Below are 25,165 nucleotides of genomic sequence, written 5' to 3'. Positions count from 1 at the left end.
GTGATGCCATACATGGCGAATCACCCGGCTGCCGGGCTCGACTCGGGCCCGATAATCTGACGGCCAGCGCCGCTTATGAATCAATGCGGCGTGGCTGCACATCAGGCGGCAGAAACCTTGAGTTCCTTTACCCGGCCGTAGTTGTCGGAGAAACGGATGATGTCGTCCTCGCCGAGGTAGGTACCGGACTGCACCTCGATCAACTCCAGCGGAATCATGCCCGGGTTTTCCAGGGCGTGGATCTGGCCGATGGGGATGTAGGTCGACTGGTTCTCGGTGACCATGTAGGTCTCGTCACCATTGGTCACCTGAGCGGTGCCGCTGACCACGATCCAGTGCTCGGCGCGATGGTGGTGCATCTGCACGGAAAGCTTGGCGCCCGGCTTCACGGTGATGCGTTTGACCTGGTAGCGCGAACCATGATCGATCGAGTCGTACATGCCCCACGGGCGATACACCTCGCGGTTGTTGAGGTACTCGCAGCGCTCTTCATGCTTGAGCTGCTCGACGATGCGTTTGACTTCCTGGGCCTTGTCCTTGTGGGCGACCATGATCGTGTCTTTGGTCTCGACGATGATCAGGTTTTCGACGCCCACTGTGGTGACCAGACGGTAGTCGGCATGCACGTAGTTGTTGTGGCTGTCGTGGCTGAGCACATCGCCCTTGTGCACGTTGCCCTGTTCGTCCTTGTCGCTGACATCCCACAGTGCGGACCAGGAGCCGATATCGCTCCAGCCGGCATCCAGAGGTACCATCACCGCGTCTTCGGTCTTTTCCATCACTGCGTAGTCGATGGAATCTTCCGGACAAGCGGCGAACGCCTCCTTGCCGATGCGCACGAAGTGCATGTCCTGCTCGCTCTGGGCAGCGGCGCGACGGCAGGCATCGAGGATCTCCGGCTGCCAGCGTTGCAGTTCTTCCAGATAGCGGCTGGCGCGGAACATGAACATGCCGCTGTTCCAGAAGTGCTCGCCAGACGCGAGGTAGCGCTCGGCGGTTTCGCTGTCCGGCTTCTCCACGAACTGTTGTACGGAGAAGCCACCGTCGCCGGCCGATGCACCTTTGTGCACATAACCGTAACCGGTTTCTGCGTGAGTCGGCACGATGCCGAAGGTCACCAGTTTGCCGGCCTGGGCGAAGGGCAGGGCGGTTTCCACCGCGCGGTGGAAGGCGTCCACATCCTTGATCAGGTGGTCGGCAGCCAGTACCAGCAGCACCGGGTCGTGCTCCTTCTCCAGGGCCTTGATGGCCGCCAGGGCCACTGCCGGAGCGGTGTTGCGTCCGACCGGCTCGAGCAGGATGCTGGCGTTTTCGATGCCCAGCGTGCGCAACTGTTCAGCGGCGAGGAAACGGTGCTCCTCGTTGCAGATCAGGCATGGCTGGCTGACTTGCAGGCCGTCGAGACGGCGGATGGTGGCCTGCAGCATGGACAGCGAATCGTCGGCGATGGGCAGGAACTGCTTGGGGTTGAGTTGGCGCGAAAGCGGCCAGAGACGCGAACCGTTACCGCCGGAAAGAATGACAGGAATCATCGTGGAGCTCCTCCCATGAAGAGTGATTGCCGTAGTTTGAATTCCCTGAGCAGGATCGGCAGGATCAGGAACGCATCACGCGCGTAACGTCCTACCAGTCGGCGAGGCTCGGTGAAGGCGCGGTGCAGCCATTCCAGGGAATAACGCTGCATCCACAGCGGGGCGCGCTGGATCTTCCCGGACAGGAAGTTGATCGAGGCACCCACGCACAGGCCGATGCCGACGGCCTGATCGGTTTCGAGGATCTTCCGAGCCAGGATTTCCTGACGCGGGCAACCCACCGACAGCACGACCAGATTGGACGGATGATCGATGACGAAGAGCAGGCACGCCTGGATCGCTTCTTCGCTGTCGATGAAGCCCATCGGCGGGTTGTGATGGTGAAAGGTGATGTGCGGGTAGCGCGCGCGCAGATGCTGGATGTCTTCATCCTCGCAGCCGATCACGGTGACGTTCCAGGCGCGCTGTTCGGCGATGTCGATCAGCTCTTCGGTGAGCGTGCTACCGGGAATGGCGTCTTCCACGGGCACCTTGAGCATGCGCAGCAGGGGCAACAGCACGCGGCTGTCACAGATGCGATGGCGGGCCACTGCGTAGGCGCGCTTGAGGTCGTGGTCGGTTTCCAGCTGCACCACGTGATTCACATTGGGTGTCACGATATAGCTGTATCTGTCGGTGCTGTGCTCGACCAAGTCCTCGACCAGGCGATCCTTGGAGCCAGCGTAGAACTCGATGTCAAAGGCTTTCATCAACACCTCTTTGCGCCATTGGCGCGGGTTACGGATGGGCAACGGCTGCTGTTGCTGGTGATTCATTTGCCCAGTGCCGCTTTCAATAATTTGCTATGGGTATGCACGTAGTGCAGGACATACAAAGAGATGCTGTGCAGCGGCGATAGTTTCATGACCTCCCGACGGATGCGCATATCTTCCTTCAGCGCATCGAAGCGCCGGCTGGTGGAAACACCCGTGGTGTCGAAAATGCACAGCGGCGAGGCGATCTTCAGCACGTCGCGCTTGTGATCCTGGCCCTGGAGAAACTCGACGATCATGCAGTAGTCCGCCGAGAGCTTGTAATCGTCGCGAAAGCGCACGTTGCGCAGCCTTTCGTTCTCGAAATACATCGCCTGGTGGCTGGACGGCATGCCCAGCACCAAATGCTCGATCTTCTTGGCGCTGGCCGGCGTCAGGCGCCCGGCAGCGTTCTGCAGGTAGTAGTCGCCATAGACGTAACGCGGCTTGCTCGGCGCCTGCTCGATCGCATCGGCAACCTTCTGCAACACGTTTTCGTCGTAGAACGAGTCGCCGCTGTTGAGGAACAGGGTGTAGCCCTCGGTCGCCGAGCCCTTGATCAGGCCCTTGTTCATGGCGTCATAAAGGCCCTTGTCGCGCTCCGAGGTGATCTCGGCGTTGGTGTCATCGATGGTTGCCAGCCACTCGGCCCCACCATCGTTGGAGGCACCGTCGACGACGATCCAGCGGAAGTTGCGGTAGGTCTGGGCAGCCACACTCTGGTAGGTCTGCTTGAGGCCTTCCAGATTATTCCAGTTGATGGTCACGATACTGAAGGTTGTCATGGCGTGTGCCTCTGATCTCTCGAGTCGGGGATTTTTCCGTTGCGTAGGCGCGGGAGAAGTAAAGGAAGCAGGCGGCGCCGATGCCGAGTACATCGCCGCCGTACATCAGCGAGTTGGACAGGAACATGTTGAGCATCTGGAACCAGAACACCAACTGGAAGGCATTGAGCAGCGGGCCCTTCTGCGGGCAGCGTTTCATGATGCGCAGGTAGCCGGCGTAGAAGATGAAAGCGATCAGCGGAGTAAGGAATCCGTAGCGGTAATAGACGCCGAAGATGCCCACGTCCGACAGATAGAAGTGCGGGTTGTAGAGCGTCGAGAAGCCGCCTTTCCATTGCAGCGACAGCGAGCCCATGCCGATGTACCAGTTGTCGGCAACGGCGCCGATGATGATCGCCGTGGTGGTGTCACGCACGCCGGGGCCAGCGGTGGCTTCGTCGAGGAGCGCTTCGAACTTGGCGAACTGCTCGTAATAGAACTCTGGAAAGATGAAGTAGGAGGCGACCAGGATGGTGGTGGCGAGCAGGCCGAGTTTGATCAGCGAGTCGATACGGTCACGGAAGATCCACAGGCCCGCCAGGCACCAGATGATCATGGTCTGGCGGGTCTGCAGCACCAGCCACAGGTAAGAGGCGAAGAACAGCAGGGTGACCACTTTGAACAACGAGATGCGTTCTTTCATGCTGTACATGAGCATGAAGGCGCAGATGGTCACGTAGCTGGAGCCGATACGGAAACGGTTCGGGCGCAGCAGCACTTCGCCGGCGTCCTTGGCATCCACGGTGAACGACACGCCGGAGTTTTCCGGGATGATGCCGAAGTAGTAGCAGTAGCCGACGAAGGTGCAGGCCAGGCCCGAGTAGAGAAAGAAGGTTTCCAGGTGCTTTTGCGTGGGGGCGGTCTTGATCAGCAGGAACAGTGTCGGGAAGAACACCAGATAGGCAAAACTGCGGCGCTCTTCGAGCAGGCCATAGATGAACGGCTGGTCGAAATTGAGTTCCGCCATGATCGCCGAGGTGATCGGCAGCACCAGGCCCATGAAGATGATCCACAGGCTGGTCTTGGACTGGTACACGCGCTTCCAGACCAGGAACAGGGCCGCAGCGCTGCCTACCACGCCGAGCAGATACAGCTCGCGCAGATAGGGGATGCCGGCTTTCTTGTCGTCGGTCAGGAAGAAACAGGCCGAGTTCAGAACGAACAAGATCAGCAGCAGGTTGCGGTATGCCAGGAGTTGCTTGAACAAGCTCGCGTTCCCATATCGAAATTGTCGTGGCTCGCAAGCCGGCGCCGCGTTGAGTGGCTTGCGAGGGCTCTAGTACAGTGCCTGCAGATAGTCCCGCGTATTGCGGTGTATGCGCGGTTCATCGCGCATCTGCTCGATCGGCCACCAGCGGTAGCGACCATGCTGCACGCATGGCGGTTGCAGGCTTTGCGCAGTGCCAGGCTCCAGCGCGTAGGCGATCACCACGTAGTGGGTGTCCGGTGCTTCGCCAAACACGCTGTCGTCATAAAAGTGCTCGTAGACGCCGAGCAACCGGCCCTGGTCGCGCCGGAATACCTGGCCCAGTTCTTCCCGGGTCAGGCGTTCGAAAGCGGCATCCAGGGTTTCATTCTTGAGGATGCGCCCGCCTGGAGCGAACCAGCTGCCCTGGGCGGGGCGATTGAGACGCTCACCCAGCAGCAACTCGCCCTCTGCGTTGCGAACCAGCAGATCGATGGACACCAGCGGTGTGCTGGCGACCACGCTCTTGAAGGTCTCGGTCGGCAGAAACATGTCAGCCCCGCACATCGTCGATGTTATCGACGAACCAGCGATAGGCATCGCGCAGCCCGGTTTCCAGGTCGATGCTCGCCGTCCAGCCAAGCTTGGCCAGGCGCGATACATCCATCAGCTTGCGCGGCGTACCGTCGGGCTTGCTGCTGTCGAACGTCAGGCGACCCTGGAATTCGGTGACCTTGGCGATGGTCTGCGCCAGTTCGGCGATGGTGCAGTCCTGCCCGGTGCCGACGTTGATGTGCGAGAGCATCGGCTGGGTGTGCGCCTGGTAGGTGGCGTCATCCAGGTTCATCACATGCACGCTGGCGGCCGCCATATCGTCGACGTGGAGGAACTCGCGCATCGGCGTGCCGCTGCCCCAGATCACCACTTCGTCGTCGCCCCGCAGGGTCGCTTCATGGAAGCGACGCAGCAGGGCGGGGATGACGTGGCTGTTTTCCGGGTGGTAGTTGTCGTGCGGGCCGTACAGGTTGGTCGGCATCACGCTGCGGTAGTCGCGGCCAAACTGGCGGTTGTAGCTTTCGCACAGCTTGATCCCGGCGATCTTGGCGATCGCGTAGGGCTCGTTGGTCGGCTCCAGCACACCGGTCAGCAGCGCCTCTTCACGCATCGGCTGCTCGGCATGCTTGGGATAGATGCACGAGCTGCCCAGCGACAGCAGCTTGTTCACGCCGGCATTGTGCGCAGCGTTGATGACGTTGGCTTCGATCATCAGGTTCTGATAGATGAAGTCGGCCGGGTACTGGTTGTTGGCGTGGATACCGCCGACCTTGGCAGCGGCCAGGTAAACCTGGTCGATGCGCTGTTCGGCGAAGAAGCGCTGCACGCTGGCGGCGTCGACCAGATCCACGCTTTCACGGGGCGCCGTGACGATGCTTTGGTACCCCAGGCTCTGCAGGTGACGCACGATCGCCGAGCCGACCATACCGCGATGGCCGGCGACGAAGATGCGCTGATCGAGGGAGTTGGCCGTCATGCTCAGTTCTCCACGGATACCGGAAGCTCGTGACCGTGCTCACGGAGCAGGGCATGGCGACGGGCGACCTTGAGGTCTTCGCGAACCATCTCGGCGCACATTTGCTGCACGGTGATTTCCGGTGTCCAGCCGAGGATATTCTTGGCCTTGCTCGGATCGCCCAACAGGGTTTCCACTTCGGCAGGGCGGAAGTAGCGCGGGTCGATACGTATCACCACGTCACCGACTTTCAGGGCCGGAGCCTTGTCGCCTTCGATGCGCTCGACGATGCCCTGCTCGCTCACGCCAGTGCCTTCGAAGCGCAGGTGCACGCCCAGTTCCGCAGCGGACCAAGTGATGAATTCGCGTACCGAATACTGCACGCCGGTGGCGATCACGAAGTCGTCCGGCTTGTCCTGTTGCAGCATCATCCACTGCATGCGTACGTAGTCCTTGGCATGGCCCCAGTCACGCAGCGAATCGATGTTGCCCATGTACAGGCAAGGTTCCAGGCCCTGGGCGATGTTGGCCATGCCGCGGGTGATCTTGCGGGTCACGAAGGTTTCGCCACGACGCGGTGATTCATGGTTGAAGAGGATGCCGTTGCACGCGTACATGCCATAGGCTTCGCGGTAGTTGACGGTGATCCAGTAGGCGTACAGCTTGGCGACCGCGTACGGCGAGCGGGGGTAGAAGGGCGTGGTTTCCTTCTGCGGGGTTTCCTGCACCAGGCCGTAGAGTTCGGAAGTGGAGGCCTGGTAGAAACGGGTTTTCTTTTCCAGGCCCAGCAGGCGGATGGCCTCGAGGATGCGCAGGGTGCCCATGGCATCGACGTCGGCGGTGTATTCCGGGGCTTCGAAGCTCACCGCCACGTGGGATTGAGCACCGAGGTTGTAGACCTCGTCAGGTTGCACTTCCTGGATGATGCGCGTCAGGTTGGACGAGTCGTTCAGATCACCGTAGTGCAGGATGAAGTTCTGGTTGTCGACGTGTGGATCCTGGTAGATGTGATCCACGCGCTGGGTGTTGAAGGACGACGCGCGGCGTTTGATGCCATGCACCTGGTAACCTTTCTCCAGCAGGAATTCGGCGAGATAGGAACCGTCCTGGCCTGTGATACCGGTGATGAGCGCTTTTTTCTGTTCCATTGCAATACCTGCGATGTCCAATTGATAGAGGGGCTGTATCTAATCGCTGCGCGCGGTCAGTGGGGTCATGCGCGCTTGAGCAGCAATTGCAGGCGTTCCATGACGCCGAAAAGAATGATCCGTACCGACGGAAACTTGTAAAAGAAACGGTAGATGTCGTATTCCGTTCTGGGCCGCGACAGGCTGGCGCCGTCTATGTCGGCCGAGTCGATCAGGGCTAGGCCCTCACCTTCGATGTTGTGCAGGATGCTCAGTTCCATGGGCTTCATGGAAAGGCTGAAATTGTGCAGCCCGCGGGCGTCCGTGCGGGTCAGTTGCAGCCCGCTGCGGCAGGTCTTGCAGCCATACAGGTTGACCGTGAAATCGTAGGGTTCGAGCAGCGGGTTCTGGCGTTTGACGCAGGCTGGCAGCAGCTCGCAGAAGGCGTCGTAGACCGACACGCTGTCTTCTCGTTTGGCGAACTGGTAGTCGATTGGCTGCTGCTGGATCGGCACCTGGAAGCGTGACGAGGCGATGTTGAAATGCTGACCCGGATCGCCGAAGTTGGTGCTCAGCGAGCGGAACGGGTACACGAAGTACAGATCCCGGGAAATGATGTAGGCGGTGAACAGCTTGAGCCACGAGGACTCCGGCCAGCCGCGGATATCCGCCGGGATGCCGTCGATATGGCTGATGTCGGTGCCATGGTTTTCCAGCCACTGGCGGAAGCCCTGCCAGTGGCGACGCGACCAGGCCTGGCCCCAGGAGGCGGCCATCTGGATGAAGTGCACGTCCGAATCGCCATCGTCGATCGGCGTGAAGGGCAGGTTGGCCGTCTGGTTGAACTGCACGCTGTAGAGGCTGATACCGGCCACGCCGGCATCGTCGGCATAGGCCTGCAGCGCCCGTGACGTGTACTCGTAGAAGAACGGTGAGACGAACAGATCGTCTTCGAGGATGATCACATCGCCGTATTGCTCGGTCAGATCACCGCAGCTCAGCACGTGCTGGCGCAGCCCCAGGCGTTCGGGGTGGGCGATGATGCGCTTCTCGCCGTGCGGCCAGTCGAAGGCTTCGGCGACCTGGCGTGGCTGCGGGTTGCCGGAGTTGTCCAGGCTGATCACCAGGCGAACATCGCCTTCGGGATAGCGAGCCTTGATCAGCGAGCCGAGCAGGCGACTGAGGCTCTTCGGGCGGTTGTAGCCGATGACGACGATAGTGGGCAATTGTGCGGTCATAGGATCGAAGCCAGTCTCTGATGAAAGTGTTTAGGGGCGATCACGGCGGGTCTGCCGATCGGCCTTGCCGTGCCAGTTGCGTGCGGCGAGCAGCACGCTGGCGATCAGGCTCAGGTAGATCAGGATGCTGGCCGTGGTGAAGGCCATGACGGTCTGCTCGGCCTGTTCCAGGAACAGGGCGCCGGCCATCAGGGCGGCGATGCGCAGTACGGTGCTGAGCACCTCGAAAACCAGGAAGCGACCCTGTAGCGCGAGGGCCGGAACGGCGACCGTGCAGGGGCGGCTGACGAAGATCATGTATTCGGCCAGGGCCAGCCAGCGCGCGTATTCACCGGCCACCGCCCATTGCTCGCCGAACACCAGGGCGAACAGCTGCGGGCCGAAGCAGAACACCAGCGCGAAAGGCAGCAGGCCGACCAATGCCAGCGCTGCAGTGGCCTTGGCCAGCATGGCGGTGATCGGTTCGTGGTTGTGTACCGCAGCGCTGATACGCGGGTAATAGACATCGGCCACGGATTTGCCGATCAATTGGGTCGGCACGTTCAGCGCCTGTCTGCACAGCGCGAAGAAACCCGCCGCCACGGGGCCGAAGAATACCGCCAGCACCAGCGTAGGCAGGTTTTGCGACACGGCGTTGATGAGCATCTGCGGCGCGCGGTACAGCGGAAAGTCGTTGTATTGCAAGGCGAGTTCGCGGGTGCTCAGCGGCTGCGGCTCGATGGCTGGCTCCTGAGCCTGTGCACTTGCGCTGCGGCGCAGGCCCCAGTTGAGCATCAGGGTATGCAGCAGCGGCCCGACGATGGTGCTCAGCAGCAGGGTGGCGGGGCTCGCGTGCAGCAGCCCGACAGCGATGCGCAGGCCGTTATGGGCGATGGCTTGTTGCACGGCCACACCAGCGGTGAGGCGATAACGCTGTTTGCGAATCAGCCATTGCTGGGTGACTTCGAGCGCTGCGCCGGCCAGCAGCACCAGGGGCAGCAGCATCAGAAAGGGGCCGATCTGGGGGACGCCTGCCTGGCTGGCCAATGTTTCGCCGAATAGGGCGATGAACACGGCGGCGAGCAGCGCGAAGCCGCTGGCGATAAGCAGGGAGAGACGAATCAGACCGCGGGCATCGCCATCGTGCTTGGGTAGCACGATGGCGACTGGATAGGTGAGGGCGGCAATCGGGATGAGCATGAACGCCAGGCTCATGAATACCCCGAGCACCCCATAGGCCTCTGGCCCGTAGAGGCGGGTTATGACCGGCATCAAGGCCAGGGTGATGACCTGCGCGCCGGCGGTGCCGCACGCGACGGTGGCGATATTGCGCAGCACGGGGCTGCGCAATGCGGCCCTGCCGGACGCGCCGAGACGCGTCCAGAGGGTGGCGGGGGCCATGACTTTGGGTTCCATGACGTCCATTGTCGGAAGGGTCTCAGCCGTTCACTTGTTTACGGCCGATGCCGTAGTAGTCGAAGCCCTCGCGATCCACCTGGGCGAGGTCGTACTGGTTGCGGCCGTCGATGATCAGCGGCTGCTTGAGCAGCTTTTTCAGCGCCTTGAAGTCCGGGCGACGGAATGGCTTCCACTCGGTGACCAGCACCAGCGCGTCGGCATCGATGGCGGCTTCGTACTGACCGTCGACGATCTGCAGGCGACCTTCGCTGAACCAGTGCTCAGGGAATTCGGGGATTGCGGTTTCCCTGGCGATCGGGTCGAAGGCTTTTACCTTGGCGCCGGCGTTGATCAGGCTGTTGATCAGTACCACGCTGGGCGCTTCACGCATGTCGTCGGTACCCGGCTTGAACGCCAGGCCCCAGACGGCGAAGGTACGGCCCTTGAGGTCGCCCTCGAAGTGCGCGGCAAGCTTGTTGAACAGAGATTGTTTCTGCTGCTCGTTACGCGCCTCGACGGCTTGCAGCACTTTGGGTTCGAAGTCGTTCTGGTGGGCGATGCTGATCAGTGCCTTGACGTCTTTCGGGAAGCACGAGCCGCCATAGCCGCAGCCGGCGTAGATGAAGTGATAGCCGATGCGCTGGTCGGAGCCGATGCCCAGGCGCACGTTCTCGATGTCCACGTCGAGGCGGTCGCAGAGGCCGGCGATCTCGTTCATGAAGGAGATCTTGGTCGCCAGCATGGCGTTGGCCGCGTACTTGGTCATTTCCGCATCACGTACGCCCATGAACTTGATGCGTGGGTTGTTGCGGATGAAGGGCGCGTACAGCTCGCTCATGGCCTGGCGAGCGCGCTCGCTGTCGGTGCCGATGATGATCCGATCCGGGTGCATGAAGTCATCGACCGCCGCGCCTTCCTTGAGGAATTCCGGGTTGGAGACCACATCGAAACCGATGTCCTTACCACGCAGTTCCAGTTGCTCGAGAATCTCGGCGCGAACCAGATCGGCGGTGCCCACCGGTACCGTGGATTTGTTGATCACGGTGGTGTGGCGGGTCATCAGGCTGCCGATCTGGCGGGCCACCTCCAGCACGTAGCGCAGGTCGGCGGAGCCGTCTTCACCGGGCGGCGTGCCAACGGCGATGAACAGAATGTCCGACTGCTCCATGGCTTCGGACAGGGAGGTGGTGAACAGCAGACGGCCCGCTTCGAAGTTCTCTTCCACCACGGTTTCTAGACCCGGTTCGTAGATCGGCAGGACACCGCGCTTGAGGTTTTCGATCTTCTTCGGATCGACATCCACGCAGACGACCGTGTTGCCCATCTCGGCGATGCAGGCGCCGGTGACGAGGCCGACGTAGCCGGTTCCAACGACAGTGATATTCATGGATAAAAAATTCCTTGAGTGAGCGTTAATCGTTACGTGGCGCCAGGGGCGTCGTTCAATAAATGTCGCGCGAGAACAGGGTGAAGGGCGTCTTCACCAGGATCTTGATGTCCAGCCACAACGACCAGTTGTTGATGTAGGCCAGATCCTGTGCCACGCGCTGCTGCATTTTTTCCAGGGTTTCGGTTTCACCGCGATGACCGGTCACCTGAGCCAGGCCAGTGATGCCTGGCTTGAGGCGATGGCGGGCCATGTAGGCGAGGATCTTGTCGCTGTAATAGTTGTTGTGCGCCACGGCGTGTGGGCGCGGGCCGACCAGGGACATCTCGCCGCGCAGCACGTTGAGCAATTGCGGCAATTCGTCGATCGAGGTGCGGCGCAGGAAGCGGCCGACCGGCGTGATTCGCGGATCTTCGCGGGTCGCCTGCTTGACCTTCTGGTCGTCGTGCATGCGCATGGAGCGGAATTTCCACACCAGAATCACGCCACCGTTCCAGCCATGGCGCGGTTGCAGGAAGAACACCGGGCCAGGCGAGGACAACTTCACGGCGATGGCCGCGGCGATGAACAGCGGACTCAGGGCCACCAGGGCGAGGAAGGCCAGGGTGCGATCCATCAGCTCCTTGCTGAATACCGCGGCAGGGTGCGAGCTGATCGGGCTTTCGTTGAGGTAGATGGCCGGCAACTGTTCGATCTGCGAGATCGACTGGTTGAGCAGCGGCATGCTGCCGAAGTCCGGTACCCAGACCACGTCGACGCTCATGTCGAGCAGGTCGATGTAGAGCTTCTCGATATGCGAGATCTCGTCCAGGGTCAGGGCGATGTACACACGGCGTACGCCATGCTGCTCGGTCACTTCACGCAGTTGGTGCAGGGCGCCGAGGATCGGGAAGCGGCCATCCTGGGTGTGCTCGTCGGCGTTCGACGCCAGCAGGCCGATCAGCGGCACGCGGTTGGAGGCCGTCAGGCGTTCGGCCAGTTCGTGAGCCTTCTGTCCGGAGCCGATGATCAGCGAGGCGCGCTCGTTGCGCAGTTTTTCCGAGTGAAGGCTGGCGAAGTAGCGCAGCGGGATGAAGGTGATTGCCTGTGCCAGGAAGCCGAGTAGCGCCCATTCGCGCATGATCTCGAACGAAAACCGCTCCAGGCTCTGGCTGAAATAGGCGATGAACAGCAGGCCGGCGAGCAGGGTGAGCCAGCCCGCCAGCAAGTGCAACAGACCGGTCAGGTAGCTGAAGCGCTTGTGGTACACGCGCAGCAGCCCGTAAGCCGGCACCGAGCCGAGTACCGTGAGCACGATCAACAGACGGTACTCGGTGGGCACGTCGCCGTAGCGCTGAATGACCAGGTAGCAGAGCAGCATGCTGACCAGAGTAATGGCACAGGTCCATTGACCCCAGAACGTCAGCCCCCTGCGATTCTCGGCAGGATTGATCCGTTTGGAAATCATTTGCGGCGATCCTCATGCAAATCTTCGATGAAGTGAGATGCCCTCGGAAAACACACGAGAGGCGACCTGTCCCTATGCGATACGTATGGCGATACGCTGGGCGAGCCCGACGCTGCACCGCGCTTTCGCGCCAGTCGGTAGCTGTAGTGCGTCCTTTTGCCGAGCTCTTGACGCATGGTTTTCCAACCTCCAACAAATACGAATCCTGCGGCCTGAACCGACAGGCACGTGTTATCAGGCAGTCAACTAAGCGAAATGCTGGTGTGCGATACGCCAGGGCGTGTCGATGACCAGACGTTCGGCCTCTCTCTCGCCCAGGATCCGGGCGGCTTGCAGGAGACCTTCTTGTAATTGGGGAGGGCGGTGCTCCAGGTTGTGAGCATCAGTCGCCATAATGCTGACCACGCGATGCTTCAGCAGTTCGTGTGCCAGGTGCATTGCACGTTCACCAAAACGACCAGCGGCAGAAGCGGCCGTCACCTGCAGCAGGCAGCCCTGCTCGATGAAGGGCTTGAGCTTGCTCGGCGTATGCATCAACGCCTTGTTGCGCTCCGGGTGCGCGATGATGGGCACCACACCGTTCTCCAGCAGCCACTGAGTCATGCGTTCGGCGCCGAACGGCATCTCTCCATGGGGAAATTCGAGCAGCAGCGCCTTCTTGCCTTCCCACTGGCCGAGGAAAGGAATGCTGCCGTCCAATACGCGGGTCATCAGTTCGCCTGAGAAACGAACCTCTGCGGCCGCGCCGACCTTCAGGTCGATGCCGGCTTCCTGCAGCGCCTTGTTGAAATTGCTGCAGGCGCTGCGAATGCTGTCGCTGTCGTTCTCGTAGCGGCCAGCATGGATATGCGGCGTGCAGACGCTATGGCTGATGCCGTTGGCCACGGCCATGCGGGCCATTTCCAGCGCGGTCGGCAGGTCTGCCGGGCCGTCATCGATGCCCGGCAGCAGGTGGTTATGCAGATCGATCATCAGATACCTCCCGCTGTCATGCGCTGGTTGGTCATGGTTGAGATCAGGCCTTGCTGTCGCTGTAGCCGTAGTGGTCGTAGTAGCCGCTGTAATCGCCGGAGCGGGCGGCCTTTTCCACGTCTACCTGGTTGAGCACCACGCCCATCATCGATGCACCGCTCTGCAGCAGGTGGCCCACGCCACGCTGCGCCAGCGGGATCGAAGTGCTCTCGGACTTGATCACATAGATGACCGAGTCGGCGAAGGTCGACAGGAGCGAGGCGTCGCTGACCGCCTGGCTGGGCGGCGAATCGATGATGATGTGGTCGTAGTGCTCCTTGATCATCTCCAGGAACTTGGCGAAACGTGGCGACGCCAGCAGTTCCAGCGGGTTCGGTGGCACCGCGCCGGCCGGCAGCATGTCCAGGTTGTTGCCCATGGTGTGGATGCAGTCCTCGATCTTGGCGCTGCCGGTGATCAGGTTGGCCAGGCCAGGCGTACCGACCGGGAAATCGAAGCTCTTGGCCAGGGTCGGGCGGCGCAGGTCGGCATCGATCAGCAGCACACGCTGTAGCTGGCTGAGGGCGAACGCCATGTTGGCCACCAGGGTGCTCTTGCCTTCGCCAGGCGAGGAGGAAGTGACCACCAGTACCTTCTTCGAGCGGTTGGTATCGGCCAGCATCAGGCTGGTACGAATGGTGCGAATCGCTTCGCAGAAGCGCGCATCCTCGCCATGCTCGAAGAGGTGCGCGGCGGTGTACTTGGTGTTGTTGGAAATCAGCGGCACGATGCCGAGAACCGGCAGGTTCAGCTTGCTCTCGACGTCATCGGCGCTCTTGAAAGTGTTGTTGAGGATGTCGCGAACCACTGCCAGGGCGATGCCGAACACCAGCGCCAGGCCGGCGGCGAGCACGATCAGCAGCTTCTTGTTCGGCGCACTGGCCTGAACCGGAGCGATGGCCTGATCGATGATCCGCGCGTTGCTCGAATTGACGTCCTGGGTGGCTGCGGTTTCGCGCAGGCGAGTCATGAAGGTTTCGTAGAGCGAGCGATTGCTTTCCACGTCGCGGGTCAGCTCGCGAACCTTGAATTCCTTGCGCGAGATGTCCTGGATCTGCTCCTTGTTCTTGTTGAACGAGGCATTCAGGGAGTTCTCGTTGGCAACTGCCAACTGGTAGTTGCGCTCGATGCTCGCCACCACTTGCTCGACCTGAGCACGCAGGCTCGCTGACGCAGCGCTGAGATCCGACTTGGCTGCTGCCATGGCCGGGTGGCGCTCACCGTAACGGCGTGACAGCTCTTCGACCTTGGCACGGGTACGCGCTTCTTCAGCCTTGAACTGCTGGATCAGCGGGTTGCCCAGTACCGCAGGGACGCTGGACAGGCGGCGCCAGTCGGTCGACCCCATGGACTGGACTTGCCGGTACTGGCTTTCCGCTTCGGCACGCTGGCGGCGGGCGTCGATCATGCGGTCGCCGGTCAACGACAGTTCGTTGCTGCTGATGGTGGCGACGCCGTTTACGTCCACCAGGCCTTCGGCTTCGCGATAGGCCTGCAGACGATTCTCGGCTTCCTGCAGCGAGCTGCGCAGCTCGGTCAGGCGAGTGTTCATCCAGGTGGTAGCGGACAGCGACATTTCCATCTGCGCTTCGAGCTGGCTGTCGATGTAGTTGCTGGCCAGGGAGTTGGCGATCTGGGCTGCGGTCAGGCGATCCGGCAGTTCGACGGAAATGCTGACCAGCTGGCTCTTGCCTTCGACCCAGATACTGGTGCGATCCATCAGCATCTGGGTGACGGCATCCAGCAGCTCGGCTTCGGTCATCGGCGTGGCCGGCTCGGGCGCATCGACCAGCCCGGTGACCGACAGCATGCCTTGCAGGCTGCGCACGAATCCGCCGATGTTGATCAGCGGCTTGGGCTGCTGGCGTGGGTCGAAATCGGGGTGTTCGGTGAGGTTGAGCTCGCGTACCACCTTCTCGGCGACGCCGCGGCTCTTGATCAGGCCAAGCTGGGTCTGCAGGTATTCGTTCACCGCGCCGGTGGTGTCGTAGACCTGCTGGAAGGACACCAGCTGGGTGCCTTTGGTCTCGATCATCACCGTCGATACGGCTCTGTAGACCGGTGTCATGCGGGACACGGCGAAAGCGGTGACCAGGGTGATCACCACCACGAACAGGGCGATGGCCCACTTGCGCATCCAGATGGCGTTCCAGATACGCCGCAGGTCGATGTAATCGCTATCTGCTTCCGACGGCGATGGCTGCCACTGTCGGATCGTGCGTGCAGGACTGTTCATAGTCAGAAGAACCCTTGATCGATGGTGATGGTGTCACCCGGCTTGACCAGGGTGTCGAGCGTGGCCTTTTCCGAAGCTCGGGCTTCGCCTGAACCGCGCGCGATGGTGATGCGTTTGGTCGACGCACGTTCGGTCAGACCACCAGCCAGTGCGATGGCGCGATCCAGGGTCAGGCCGGGTTGATAGGGATAGCCGCCGGGCGACTTCACTTCGCCGCTGATATAGAACTCGCGGTAGGTGGTGACGCTGACGGAGACGCGGGGATCGACCAGGTAGCCATCGGCCTTGAGCTTGTCGGTCAGAATGCGTTCGATGTCGCCGGCGGTCTTGTCGCTGGCTTCGATCGACCCCAGGAAGGGATAGGAGAAGGTGCCTGCGTCGTTGAGGCGAATTTCCTCGAACGACAGATCCGGCTCGCCGAAGACACTGATCTTGATCACGTCGCCAGAGCTCAGCCGATACTGTGGATTGGCCTGGGCAGCTGCTGCGAATGCGAGCATCAGCAGTAGCGAAAAGGCTTTGAACAGATGGTGGACTGACATCCGCTTGCTCCTTGTGGTTGATTCGTCTCAGGCGCAGGAAAAAGGGCGCCACCGCTCGACAGTGAAGGCGAACGGGAAAGGTTGATTGGGGTGGTGACGTTGGTCGTCACCCTGTTGAGAAGCCCCGGTGCTAGAGGCTCAAGCTCAACGACAGCTGATAGATGTTCCGGTCATAGGATTTCTCCCGCACGCTCGAATCGTTTTCGGTGTGGCGGTAACCCAGCGATACATCGACCCAGCGATCCGGGGAGTAGGTCACCCCCAGGCCGTAACTGGTGCGCTCATCCTTGCGCTCGATCGCCTTGTAATCGCGATCAGAGAAGCGATAGTCGAGATCCGTACGGATAAAGGCCGACCATTCATGTTCCCAGCTCAGGCGGGTGGTGGTGTCCTGAACCGTGCTCGCACCGTCGTCGCCTTCGTCGAAAGCTCGGCGGGTGTTGAGTTTGACGACAGAGTAGGTTCGCGGTTCCCAGGCCACACCCACTTCCCACATCGGGCTGGTGTAATCCTCACGCGTGCTGCTGTCGAAGTTCTTGCGTTCGGCACCGAGACGCAGGGTGCCGGAGGTCTTGGCGGTAGCGTCCCAGGTTGCACCGAACAGCAGGGCATCGTTGGTGCTGTCGCGGTTGCTGCCGCTACGAACGTAGTCGTGGTCGGTATGGCGCAGTTCGACCAGGGAGCGGGTGCTGCCACCGAGGCGGTGATACCACACGCCGTTGAGGGTCGTGCTGTCACGCTCTTCGTCGGCATTGAGGTCGCCGCTGTTGTGGTAGCGGATCGACTCGACGTTGGCGCCGAAATCCAGTTGGTTGAGACCGCTCAGCGTACCGAAGCTGTACGTCGCGCCTGCAACGGCGCGGCTGTACTTGTCGTTTTCTTCGTTGTCCGGATCGGCCAGATCGGTGGTTTCCTCGATACGGTGGTAACCCAGATTCCAGCGCAGGCGATTGCGCGAGTTGAACTCCAGGATGCTGCGAAACCTGAGGTGGTGATTGGTATGGCTGGCGCGATCGTCGGAATGGTAGGTCTGGTCATCGAACTCGTATTCGAGCTGATAACCGCTGTTGCGGGTCTCGGCACTCAGCAGAAAGCTGGGATTGATACTGGTAACCCAGGATGAGCCAGCGCCGTCACGCAGGCCACGGTAGTTGTCGTCATAGCTCTCGGTGACGTCGAGGGTCGGCGTGAACTCGAAACCAGCCAGGTCGATGCTCGCCGGGTCGGTTGCCCAGCTGGCCGTAGACAGCGTACCTGCTAGCGAAGCCGTCAGTATCTTGGTGAGTTTCATGATGCCAAATCCCTTCCCGGGGTTGATCGCTTGATTGGGGTGGCCGAGTGACAAGGCTGTGGGGGAGATCCCGCCAGCCTGATATCCAGTCATCTCTCGCGTTGACTTGCGGCCATTTTTCATGAGTCATTGGTTGTCGGCTCAGAGCAGAAGTTCCCCGAAGGCAGTGAAACTCGTCACAGGCGGTTTGATAAAAAAACAGGGAACTTTTCAATGCGCTCTAATGGTTCATGCCCATTGTCGGTGCTGCAATCAGGGGCAGCATGCTCAGGTGTCAGAAAGCACGCTACCGCCCCAAGGCCATCGTTCTTCAGGGCATTGAAACTATATAAGTGGGCGTTCGGACGGCGGCGGCTATAAGTTCCGTTCGGATGCTAGCGGCGATGCATTACAGGGATGTTAATAGCGGTTGAGCAATATTCATGCCTGTAAAGCCGAGAGGTGAGAGAGCGGCACTTTTATCTGCTGTTCCCGATTGAGCAAGCGAAGCAGCAGCATCACTCTTTGCTCGCCATCCATGGTCAGAAATATCGCATTCATGTCAGCAAGCGGGCCGGCCTTTATATGTACGTTGTCCCCAGGGTTCAGCATGGGTGCTTGTTCGGTCTGGAGGCTGCGTTTTTTCAATTGCTCAATAATGGCGTCATTTATACGGCAGGGAACTCCGCAAAATCCTACGACCCTGCTAACGCCTCGGGTCGAACGCAGTTTTGCCCAATTATCCTGCGCTTTCATATGCAGGAAGAGGTAGCCGGGAAATAGCGGCTGATAGCTGTATTTGACTTTCCCCGCCCTGATCGTCTGCGTCCGTGTGCGTGGGCAGAAACACTCGAAGCCCTGTCTGCTCAGGTTCTCCCATGCCTTGTCGTCGTGTCGGGGCTTGCACTGGATCAGGTACCAGGCGATTTCCGAAAGCTTCATGTCGATATTCATAAAGCCCTGCTTTCCATGCTTGCGAAATGCCATCAATGAGTGTTGTGGCAGGCCGTTGATAATAGTGCTTCCTGGGTTCGGTCAGTGCATTTCGACGACGAGCGGCGGGTTAATTTTCAATCCGAAAAATCCGACAGATGGCTATCGGAATTGCGCGGTAATTCGGGTTCTTATTGGCTGGAAACATGCATAGTACGACGCTTGTTCCGGTATTCGGAAAAGTTCAAAACTGTATTGTAAGCATTTTTATGGCGCCTGTTTTTTGTTGTTTTGTCTTGCCTGTTACGCGCCGTTGTATCCCTCGCGTCGAGCGAGTGGTGACGCGTCTGTATAGCGGGTAATTCGAGTGAGGATTGGAGCTGTGGTGGCCAAGAGATATCAACTCTGATTAAGGATGATGAATCATGTCGCACATATACGCAGTGGTTCTTACTTATAACCGTAAGGATTTGCTCAAGCGTTGCCTGGAGGCGGTATACGCGCAAACAAGACCCTGTGACGGCATTATCGTGATCGATAACGCCAGTACCGATGGCACCGAGCAAATGGTGCTGGATCTGGTGTTGCCCAATCTTGAACTGTATGTGCTGTCGGGTAATGTCGGAGCATCTGGTGGTTTCAATGCCGGGTTCCGCATGGCTTACCAGCGCGGCGCCGACTTCATCTGGATGATGGACGACGACGTGATACCCAGCGCTGACGCCCTGCAGCGGCTGGTCGAAGCGGACGAGTTGCTCGCGGCGCGGGATATCAAGCGCACCTTTCTGTTGTCGACTGCCTATACGCAGGATGGTCTGGTCAACAATGCGCCATCGCTGGATCAGCGGCGCAACCGTATCGATTACGAATGCTGGCCGGCCACCGTGGAGCTTGGCGTGGTGCCGGTTTCCCGTGCCACCTTCGTATCCATTCTGGTGCCGCGAGCCACACTGACCGAACACGGTGTGCCGATTTCCTCGATGTTCATCTGGGGGGAGGACACTGAGTTCACCTTGCGCGTCACCCGTAATACACCGGGTTATCTGGTGGGCGCGAGCAAGGTGTTGCATCTGCGTCAGGAGGGCGGTGGGGCGATCAATATCCGTACTGAGAAGAGCCCGGCGCGGATTCGCTATCACCGTCACTTCGTGCGCAACGAGCTGTTCATTACCCGCAAGTACGCCAACCGTCGTCGGCTGTTGACGACCCTGAGTCATCGGCTTTGGGGAATGCTCAGGCTGCTGCGTGGCGGCGAGTTCTACAAGGCCCGCATCGTGTTGCAAGGGTTGCTGGAGGCGCTGGTGTTCTCGCCGCGGGTCGAACCTGCCGATGCACCGCTGGAAAGCCTCCGGGTGCAGGTTCGTCGGGCCGTTCTACCGGCTTTCGAATTGTCAGCGCCAGCGATGTCGGTGGATATCGAACCCGCTGCCAGTTTCCTGCAGCCGGAAATGATGGCGGCTCAGTAGAGGCGTTCGGTGCGGTCGGCGATCAGAGGCCAGGCCGCATCCTTTTCTGAAAGGGTGGTCACGGTCAGTGGCCAGTCGATACTCAAACGCTCATCGTTGTAACGCAGGCCGCGCTCGGCACTCGGCGTGTAGGCCGTCGACACCAGGTAGCTGACCTCCACATCATCGCTCAGGGTCTGGAACGAGTGTGCAAAGCCTGGCGGCACGTACAACTGGCGATGGTTGTCGGCAGTCAGCTCGAAGGCCTCGTGCTGCAGGTAGGTCGAGGACTCCTCGCGCAGATCGACGATCACGTCGATGATCGCGCCACGGGTGCAGCGCACCAGCTTGGCCTCGCCGTAGGGCTGCATCTGGTAGTGCAGGCCGCGCAGGGTGCCGCGGCGTGCCGAGCGCGAGGCGTTCTGCTGCACGAAGTGGCTGATCAATCCATGGCGTTCGAATTCTTCGGCACAGAAGGTTCGCGCGAAATAACCGCGTTCATCACCACGCAGTTCCAGGTCGATCAGCCAGGCATCGTTGAGTGTGGTGGTGTGAAAGATCATGCTGACTCCTGGCTGAGAAAATCACCAAAGCGTTGTGTGCCGGCCGCGTGCGGTGCGAACAGGCATTCCTGTTCGGCGTACAGGCGATCGACGATTCGGCCTCTGGGAAATTGCACGTCGTCGAAGGTCAGCGGGGTGTCCTTGGCCACTGCACGTTTGAGCGTGCAGCCGAGCGCCAGGCCTATCGGCAGCAGGTTTTCATCGCGAATGGCGGCGATGTTCTCGGCCACGCCATAGGTCTCGTACCCGCCGAAATCATCGATGCTATCGCCGGGCCTCAAGTCCTTCTTGGCCACGGCAATCACGCCCACGCTGGGGCCGCCGCTCGGGGTCAGTACCGGGTCGCCGAACAACACGGCGCGGGCGACCGAGTTGGGTACTTCGAAGTGGCACAGGTGGTAGGGCGTGTAGAAGCTGTAGTAGGGGCCCTTGCCGAGCTTGTAGAGTTCCAGGTAATGGCGCTGGCGTGGGTTTTCCAGGGTACCGATAACGAATACGCCAGGGCCTGGGCGGGCACCGACCACGTAATCGACCAGGCCTGGTTCGTCTGCGCTCAGGTGTGCTTCGAAGGCGCAAAGGGTGTCCTCGATAGGCACCAGCGGCGCGCCGGGGTTGCCGCCGGAAAAGTCCGGGCCGAGCATGCCGCGGCGCGCGACGCGCATGCCGGTGGCATTGGCGACGATGGCCTGCTCGAAGGATATCTTGGTGCCGTCGGCGAAGGAGGCGACCATCGCCGCTTTCTGCCCCCAGCGACGTGCGAACTCCTGCTGGGTGGTCGGATTGCGATACGGATCGTGCAGGCCTTTGATATTGCCGCACAGTACGGGCGTGATACCGAGGCCGGCGACGAAGCGGTAGAGGTTCATCTGCACGCCCGGCTGGTCGCCATCGGAGAAGGTGTAGATGACCCCGGCCTGATCGGCCTTGTGCTTGAGGATCGGGCCGATGGTGCCATCCAGTTCTGCGTTCATCTGCACCACGTGCTTGCCGGCTTCCAGCGCAGCGAGTACGGCACCGGCGGCGTATTCGATGGAGCCGGTGACTTCGATGATGGCGTCCAGCCCCTCGGCGCGAGCCAGTGCCAGGGCGTCCTCGGTGACCGCTGGCGTGCCAGCCGCGATGGCGCGCTCCAGCTCGGCCTGGGTATCGCAGCGCAGCGGCTCGATGCCGGCCTGGTCATACACGCCAACGGCGCTGCCGATAGTGCGGTTGGCGACGGCGCACAGGCGCATGCCGGTGGTCGCGGTGAGAATCTGCAGGCCGATGCCGCTGCCCTGGAAACCCGCGCCGATCATGCCCACGCGAATGGGGCGGCCTTCTGCTTCGCATTTGGCCAGTGCGGTGTCAACGATGATCATCGATGCTTGCTCCTTCAGTCGTTCCACTGTTTCCAGGGCGCGCCACTGGCCCAGGCGGTTTCCAGGGTGATCTTGTCGCGTAGAGAATCCATGCTTTGCCAGTAGCCTTTGTGGTGGTAGCTGCCGAGCATGTCGCGCTCGACCAGACGATCCATGGGCTCGTTTTCCCAGGTGGTCTGGTCGTCGTCGATCAGCTCGAAGACTTCCGGCTGGCAGACGAAGAAGCCGCCGTTGATCAAGCCACCATCGGCGGCGCCTTTCTCGCGGAAGGCTTCCACGCGGTTGAGATCCTCGTTCAAGCGCAGCGCGCCATAGCGCCCGGGTTGGGTGACGGCAGTGAGGGTGCACCAGCGTCTCGAGGCTTTATGCACCGTGACCAGTTCACGAATGTTCACATCGCTGACACCGTCGCCGTAGGTCAGGCAAAAGGGTTCGTCAGACAGCAGGTGCATGGCACGCTTCAGGCGACCCCCCGTCATCGAATCGGCGCCGGTGTCGAGCACGGTGACGCGCCAGTCTTCGCTGACGCTCTCCAGCCAGTCGATGTTGCCGGTCTTCAGATCGATGGTGTAGTCGGTGCGCTGGGCGCGGTAGTTGAGGAAGTAGTCGCGGATGTAGTCGACCTTGTAGCCACCGAGCACCACGAAATCGTTGAAACCGTGGTGCGCGTACATCTTCATGATGTGCCAGATGATCGGCCGGCCACCGATCTCGACCATTGGCTTGGGACGAATCGCCGTCTCTTCGCTCAGGCGGGTGCCGAAGCCACCCGCAAAGATTGCAACCTTCATGATGATGCTCCCCCATGGTGAATGGACGCTGTATCAATGGGCCTGATAGCCCGGCAATGCGGCCGCAATCCCTAGCGGGATTGCCAGCGCAGGTCTTCGTCCAGGCGGCCACTGTCGATGTGGCCTTGCAGCACTCGCAGGCGCACGAGCGGCGAGATACGGAACTGGCTGTCGCTGAAGTTCATCCCCTGGAGGCCCTCGATCAATTGGCTGATCGACCTCGATAGCGTCATCTGCGGCTGGTGCCGGGGGGCGAGTCTGGCGAACAGGCTGAAGTCGACCTGGTAGGAGCGGCTGTCGACGGGAGCCTCGGTGTTGATGCTGACCTCGGTGCCGGGCAGGGCATCGGCCACCGCGGCAGCGAGGTCGCGAACCTGGTGATTGCGCGCGTTGCTGCCGGTGTTCACCCGCAGGATGCGACCGCCGTTGTCGGCGCTGCGCTGGATCGCCCAGTCGATGGCCCGGGCCATGTCGGCGACATCGATCAGCGGGCGCCATGGCGAGCCGTCGCTGAGTACGGTGATACGGCCTTCGCTGAGTGCGCCGGCGACGAAATCATTGAGCACCAGATCCAGGCGCAAACGATCGGACATGCCGCAGGCCGTGGCGAAGCGCAGGCTGGTGATCACCATGTCGCCATCGATATCGTCGAGCGCATCTTCGCTGCCGATCTTGGAGCGGGCATAAGCCGTCATGGGGGAGACGGGGTCGCTTTCCGTACGCGGGCCACCCTGGGCCACGCCGTACACACTGCAGCTGGAAGCGAAGACGAAGTTGCGTACACCCGCACGGGCGGCGGCTTTGGCGATGGCAACGGTGGCATTCTGGTTGATCGCCTCGGTCACGCCGGCGAAGCGGTCACCCATGGGATCGTTGGACACGGCCGCCAATTGCACGACGGCATCGTAGCCTTCCAGCATTTGCGGTGAAAGCTCGCGCACGTCGCCAAAGAACTGCTGAGCCAGCCTCCGCTCGGGCAGGGTGTGAGCGTGGGTAAGGCAGTGGGCGAAATAGGCGTTGTCATAGCCATGCACGATGGCTGAGGGGTGACGGGTCGTCAGTTCGCGAATCACTGCGGGGCCAACGTAGCCCATGTTTCCCAGAACGAGAATTCTCATCATGCCTTCCTTTGCAATGACCGCCCAGGGTTGGGTGGCATCCATCGTTCGGCAGATAGTATTCCTGCGTCAGAAAAATACTTGTTTATCTGATGAGTGGTTTTGGTGGTTATAAGTCATTGTTATTAAATGATTTGTTTGTATTGTTATCGTGGCTTTTGAGAGAGATTGCTATTTGTGATACTTCGCGCAGAGTAATCCGGTGCCCCGAAAGGCCCGGAATTTCTCGGGTAAACCGCTCTGGAACAGGGTTTGTGGGATGCTTCACAAAGTTGGAATTTCCCCCTCATTGCCTTACCGGACGAACGTCGGGATTGGCCAACGTACAGCTTTCAGCGAAAAATGCCTGTACGTTGGCGAAGGCGTCACCGAAATACAGCTCATAACCCTCTCGTTCCACATAACCGAGGTGCGGTGTACAGAGCACGGCGGGATGGCGAAGCAGCGGATGGTTCGGGTCGAGAATGGGTTCCTGCTCGAACACGTCGAGCGCTGCAGAGCCCGGTCTGCCGAGATTCAATGCTTCGAGCAGGGCGCCCGGCGCGATCAGTTCGGCACGGCTGGTATTGACCAGCAAGGCGCTCGGTTTCATGGCTGCCAAATCTTTGGCGCCTACCAGGTGGCGTGTGCTCTCCGCCAGGCGCAGGTGCAGGCTGAGTACGTCGGATTCGGCGAAGAACGCCAGGCGCGATTCGGCTGCGCGGTGCCCGTCGGCAATGGCGGCCTGGCGGGACGTTTCGCTGCCCCAGACCAGCACGGGCATCTCGAAGGCCTGGGCATAACGCGCCAGACGCTGACCAATCTTGCCGTATCCCCAGATGCCCAGCGTCTGCCCGGCGAGGCGTTGGCCGAGGTTGACCTGCCACTGACCGGCATACAGTCCCTGCATGGCGGGGAACAGTTGGCGCCTGGCATTGATGATCAGCGCCCAGGTCAGCTCCGCTGGCGCGATGGGCGAGCCACGGCCTTCCATGACGGCGACGCCATGGCGAGTGCAGGCAGCGACATCGAGGTGGTTGGATACCTTGCCGGTCTGGCTGATCAGTTTGAGTTTCGGCAGGCGCGCGAGCAGTGCTTCGTCGATGCGTGTGCGTTCACGGGTCAGCACCAGTGCGTCGGCATCGGCGAAACGCTCGACCAGCAGTTCAACGTCATCCACTGCATCGTGATAGAGGCTGACCTGGTGGTCGCCCAGGGTGGCGAAACAATCGAGGGTGCGGATGACGTTCTGGTAGTCATCGGGAATGACGATATGCATGGCAGGCTCCAGGGCGGTTCAGGCTCCGCGCGGAGCCTGATTCGGTGAGGGATCGGCCGACGCTCTGGGCCGCTGCCCTGCGCCGAGCCCGCCAGATACGCCAGATGGGCAAGGCTATCATCAAAGCCACCAGCGCCCATACGCTCAGGGTGATCGAGCTGCCCAGAGAGGTGACTCTGTCATCAGCGCTCAAAGTAGGCTGTCATTGCGGTTTGTTATAT

22 protein-coding genes are annotated in these 25,165 nt (G+C 60.8%); 1 reads left to right on the top strand and 21 read right to left on the bottom strand.

Going from position 1 to position 25,165, the window contains the following annotated elements; translation table 11 throughout:
- Positions 1-101: 101 nt before the first annotated feature.
- From DNK06_RS17495 to rfaH, 16 genes are all read right to left on the bottom strand, one after another.
- Positions 102-1,532 carry a mannose-1-phosphate guanylyltransferase/mannose-6-phosphate isomerase gene (locus tag DNK06_RS17495; protein ID WP_131181279.1) on the bottom strand — a complete coding sequence of 477 codons (1,431 nt, stop codon included), beginning with the start codon at positions 1,530-1,532 and terminating at the stop codon, positions 102-104.
- Positions 1,529-2,281 carry a WecB/TagA/CpsF family glycosyltransferase gene (locus DNK06_RS17490; protein ID WP_242674703.1) on the bottom strand — a complete coding sequence of 251 codons (753 nt, stop codon included), beginning with the start codon at positions 2,279-2,281 and terminating at the stop codon, positions 1,529-1,531. The genes DNK06_RS17495 and DNK06_RS17490 overlap by 4 nt, the downstream gene beginning before the upstream one ends.
- A 62-nt stretch (positions 2,282-2,343) precedes the next feature.
- Complete coding sequence (locus DNK06_RS17485; RefSeq protein WP_131181277.1) at positions 2,344-3,108, bottom strand: glycosyltransferase; 765 nt, start codon at positions 3,106-3,108, stop codon at positions 2,344-2,346.
- Positions 3,071-4,354, bottom strand: coding sequence for a hypothetical protein (locus DNK06_RS17480; protein WP_131181276.1), 1,284 nt, complete (start codon positions 4,352-4,354; stop codon positions 3,071-3,073). Before DNK06_RS17480 ends, DNK06_RS17485 begins: the two co-directional genes overlap by 38 nt.
- A 69-nt stretch (positions 4,355-4,423) precedes the next feature.
- A complete protein-coding gene (locus DNK06_RS17475) occupies positions 4,424-4,885 on the bottom strand; it encodes a GDP-mannose mannosyl hydrolase (protein WP_131181275.1) in 462 nt (153 codons plus the stop codon).
- A 1-nt stretch (position 4,886) separates the two neighbouring features.
- Positions 4,887-5,864, bottom strand: coding sequence for a GDP-L-fucose synthase (gene fcl / locus DNK06_RS17470; protein ID WP_131181274.1), 978 nt, complete (start codon positions 5,862-5,864; stop codon positions 4,887-4,889).
- Positions 5,865-5,866: 2 nt separating this feature from the next.
- Positions 5,867-6,991, bottom strand: a complete 1,125-nt coding sequence (gene gmd / locus DNK06_RS17465; RefSeq protein ID WP_131181273.1) for a GDP-mannose 4,6-dehydratase — start codon at positions 6,989-6,991, stop codon at positions 5,867-5,869.
- Between the two features lie 65 nt (positions 6,992-7,056).
- On the bottom strand, positions 7,057-8,208 hold the full coding sequence (locus DNK06_RS17460; RefSeq protein ID WP_131181272.1) for a glycosyl transferase family 2: 1,152 nt from the start codon (positions 8,206-8,208) through the stop codon (positions 7,057-7,059).
- A gap of 30 nt (positions 8,209-8,238) precedes the next feature.
- Entirely contained in the window at positions 8,239-9,588 is a 1,350-nt protein-coding gene (locus DNK06_RS17455) for a lipopolysaccharide biosynthesis protein (protein WP_242674704.1), read from the bottom strand.
- 37 nt (positions 9,589-9,625) lie between these two features.
- Positions 9,626-10,972, bottom strand: coding sequence for a UDP-glucose dehydrogenase family protein (locus DNK06_RS17450; protein WP_131181270.1), 1,347 nt, complete (start codon positions 10,970-10,972; stop codon positions 9,626-9,628).
- A gap of 55 nt (positions 10,973-11,027) precedes the next feature.
- Positions 11,028-12,419 carry an undecaprenyl-phosphate glucose phosphotransferase gene (locus tag DNK06_RS17445; protein WP_131181269.1) on the bottom strand — a complete coding sequence of 464 codons (1,392 nt, stop codon included), beginning with the start codon at positions 12,417-12,419 and terminating at the stop codon, positions 11,028-11,030.
- A 246-nt stretch (positions 12,420-12,665) separates the two neighbouring features.
- Positions 12,666-13,391 carry a tyrosine-protein phosphatase gene (locus DNK06_RS17440; protein WP_131181268.1) on the bottom strand — a complete coding sequence of 242 codons (726 nt, stop codon included), beginning with the start codon at positions 13,389-13,391 and terminating at the stop codon, positions 12,666-12,668.
- A gap of 43 nt (positions 13,392-13,434) precedes the next feature.
- Positions 13,435-15,666, bottom strand: coding sequence for a GumC family protein (locus DNK06_RS17435; protein WP_131181267.1), 2,232 nt, complete (start codon positions 15,664-15,666; stop codon positions 13,435-13,437).
- Positions 15,667-15,668: 2 nt separating this feature from the next.
- Entirely contained in the window at positions 15,669-16,208 is a 540-nt protein-coding gene (locus DNK06_RS17430) for a polysaccharide biosynthesis/export family protein (RefSeq protein ID WP_131181266.1), read from the bottom strand.
- Positions 16,209-16,338: 130 nt separating this feature from the next.
- Positions 16,339-17,499, bottom strand: coding sequence for an outer membrane beta-barrel protein (locus DNK06_RS17425; RefSeq protein ID WP_131181265.1), 1,161 nt, complete (start codon positions 17,497-17,499; stop codon positions 16,339-16,341).
- 420 nt (positions 17,500-17,919) lie between these two features.
- The gene (gene rfaH / locus DNK06_RS17420; RefSeq protein WP_131181264.1) at positions 17,920-18,432 is read right to left on the bottom strand and encodes a transcription/translation regulatory transformer protein RfaH; all 513 of its coding nucleotides are present in this window, start codon (positions 18,430-18,432) and stop codon (positions 17,920-17,922) included.
- A gap of 404 nt (positions 18,433-18,836) precedes the next feature.
- Here rfaH and DNK06_RS17415 point away from each other — a divergent pair, with 404 nt between their 5' ends.
- Complete coding sequence (locus tag DNK06_RS17415) at positions 18,837-19,877, top strand: glycosyltransferase family 2 protein (RefSeq protein ID WP_131181263.1); 1,041 nt, start codon at positions 18,837-18,839, stop codon at positions 19,875-19,877.
- On the opposite strand, the gene rfbC is transcribed toward DNK06_RS17415, so the two are convergent.
- The 5 genes from rfbC to DNK06_RS17390 form a co-directional block, all read right to left on the bottom strand.
- Positions 19,871-20,419 (bottom strand): dTDP-4-dehydrorhamnose 3,5-epimerase, encoded by a 549-nt coding sequence (gene rfbC, locus DNK06_RS17410; protein ID WP_131181262.1) that lies wholly within the window; start codon positions 20,417-20,419, stop codon positions 19,871-19,873. The two genes, DNK06_RS17415 and rfbC, sit on opposite strands and share 7 nt — an antisense overlap.
- Positions 20,416-21,777 (bottom strand): NAD(P)H-dependent oxidoreductase, encoded by a 1,362-nt coding sequence (locus DNK06_RS17405; RefSeq protein WP_131181261.1) that lies wholly within the window; start codon positions 21,775-21,777, stop codon positions 20,416-20,418. The genes rfbC and DNK06_RS17405 overlap by 4 nt, the downstream gene beginning before the upstream one ends.
- Before the next feature lie 14 nt (positions 21,778-21,791).
- Positions 21,792-22,568, bottom strand: a complete 777-nt coding sequence (gene rfbF / locus DNK06_RS17400; RefSeq protein WP_131181260.1) for a glucose-1-phosphate cytidylyltransferase — start codon at positions 22,566-22,568, stop codon at positions 21,792-21,794.
- A gap of 71 nt (positions 22,569-22,639) precedes the next feature.
- Positions 22,640-23,686 carry an NAD-dependent epimerase/dehydratase family protein gene (locus tag DNK06_RS17395; RefSeq protein ID WP_131181259.1) on the bottom strand — a complete coding sequence of 349 codons (1,047 nt, stop codon included), beginning with the start codon at positions 23,684-23,686 and terminating at the stop codon, positions 22,640-22,642.
- Between the two features lie 286 nt (positions 23,687-23,972).
- Positions 23,973-24,944 (bottom strand): D-2-hydroxyacid dehydrogenase family protein, encoded by a 972-nt coding sequence (locus DNK06_RS17390; protein WP_131181258.1) that lies wholly within the window; start codon positions 24,942-24,944, stop codon positions 23,973-23,975.
- Positions 24,945-25,165 lie beyond the last annotated feature (221 nt).

The organism is Phytopseudomonas daroniae, from assembly GCF_004327285.1.
Classification (GTDB): Bacteria; Pseudomonadota; Gammaproteobacteria; order Pseudomonadales; family Pseudomonadaceae; genus Aquipseudomonas; species Aquipseudomonas daroniae.
The sequence above is the reverse complement of the archived record's forward strand: the minus strand, read 5'-3'. Positions and strand labels throughout refer to the sequence as shown.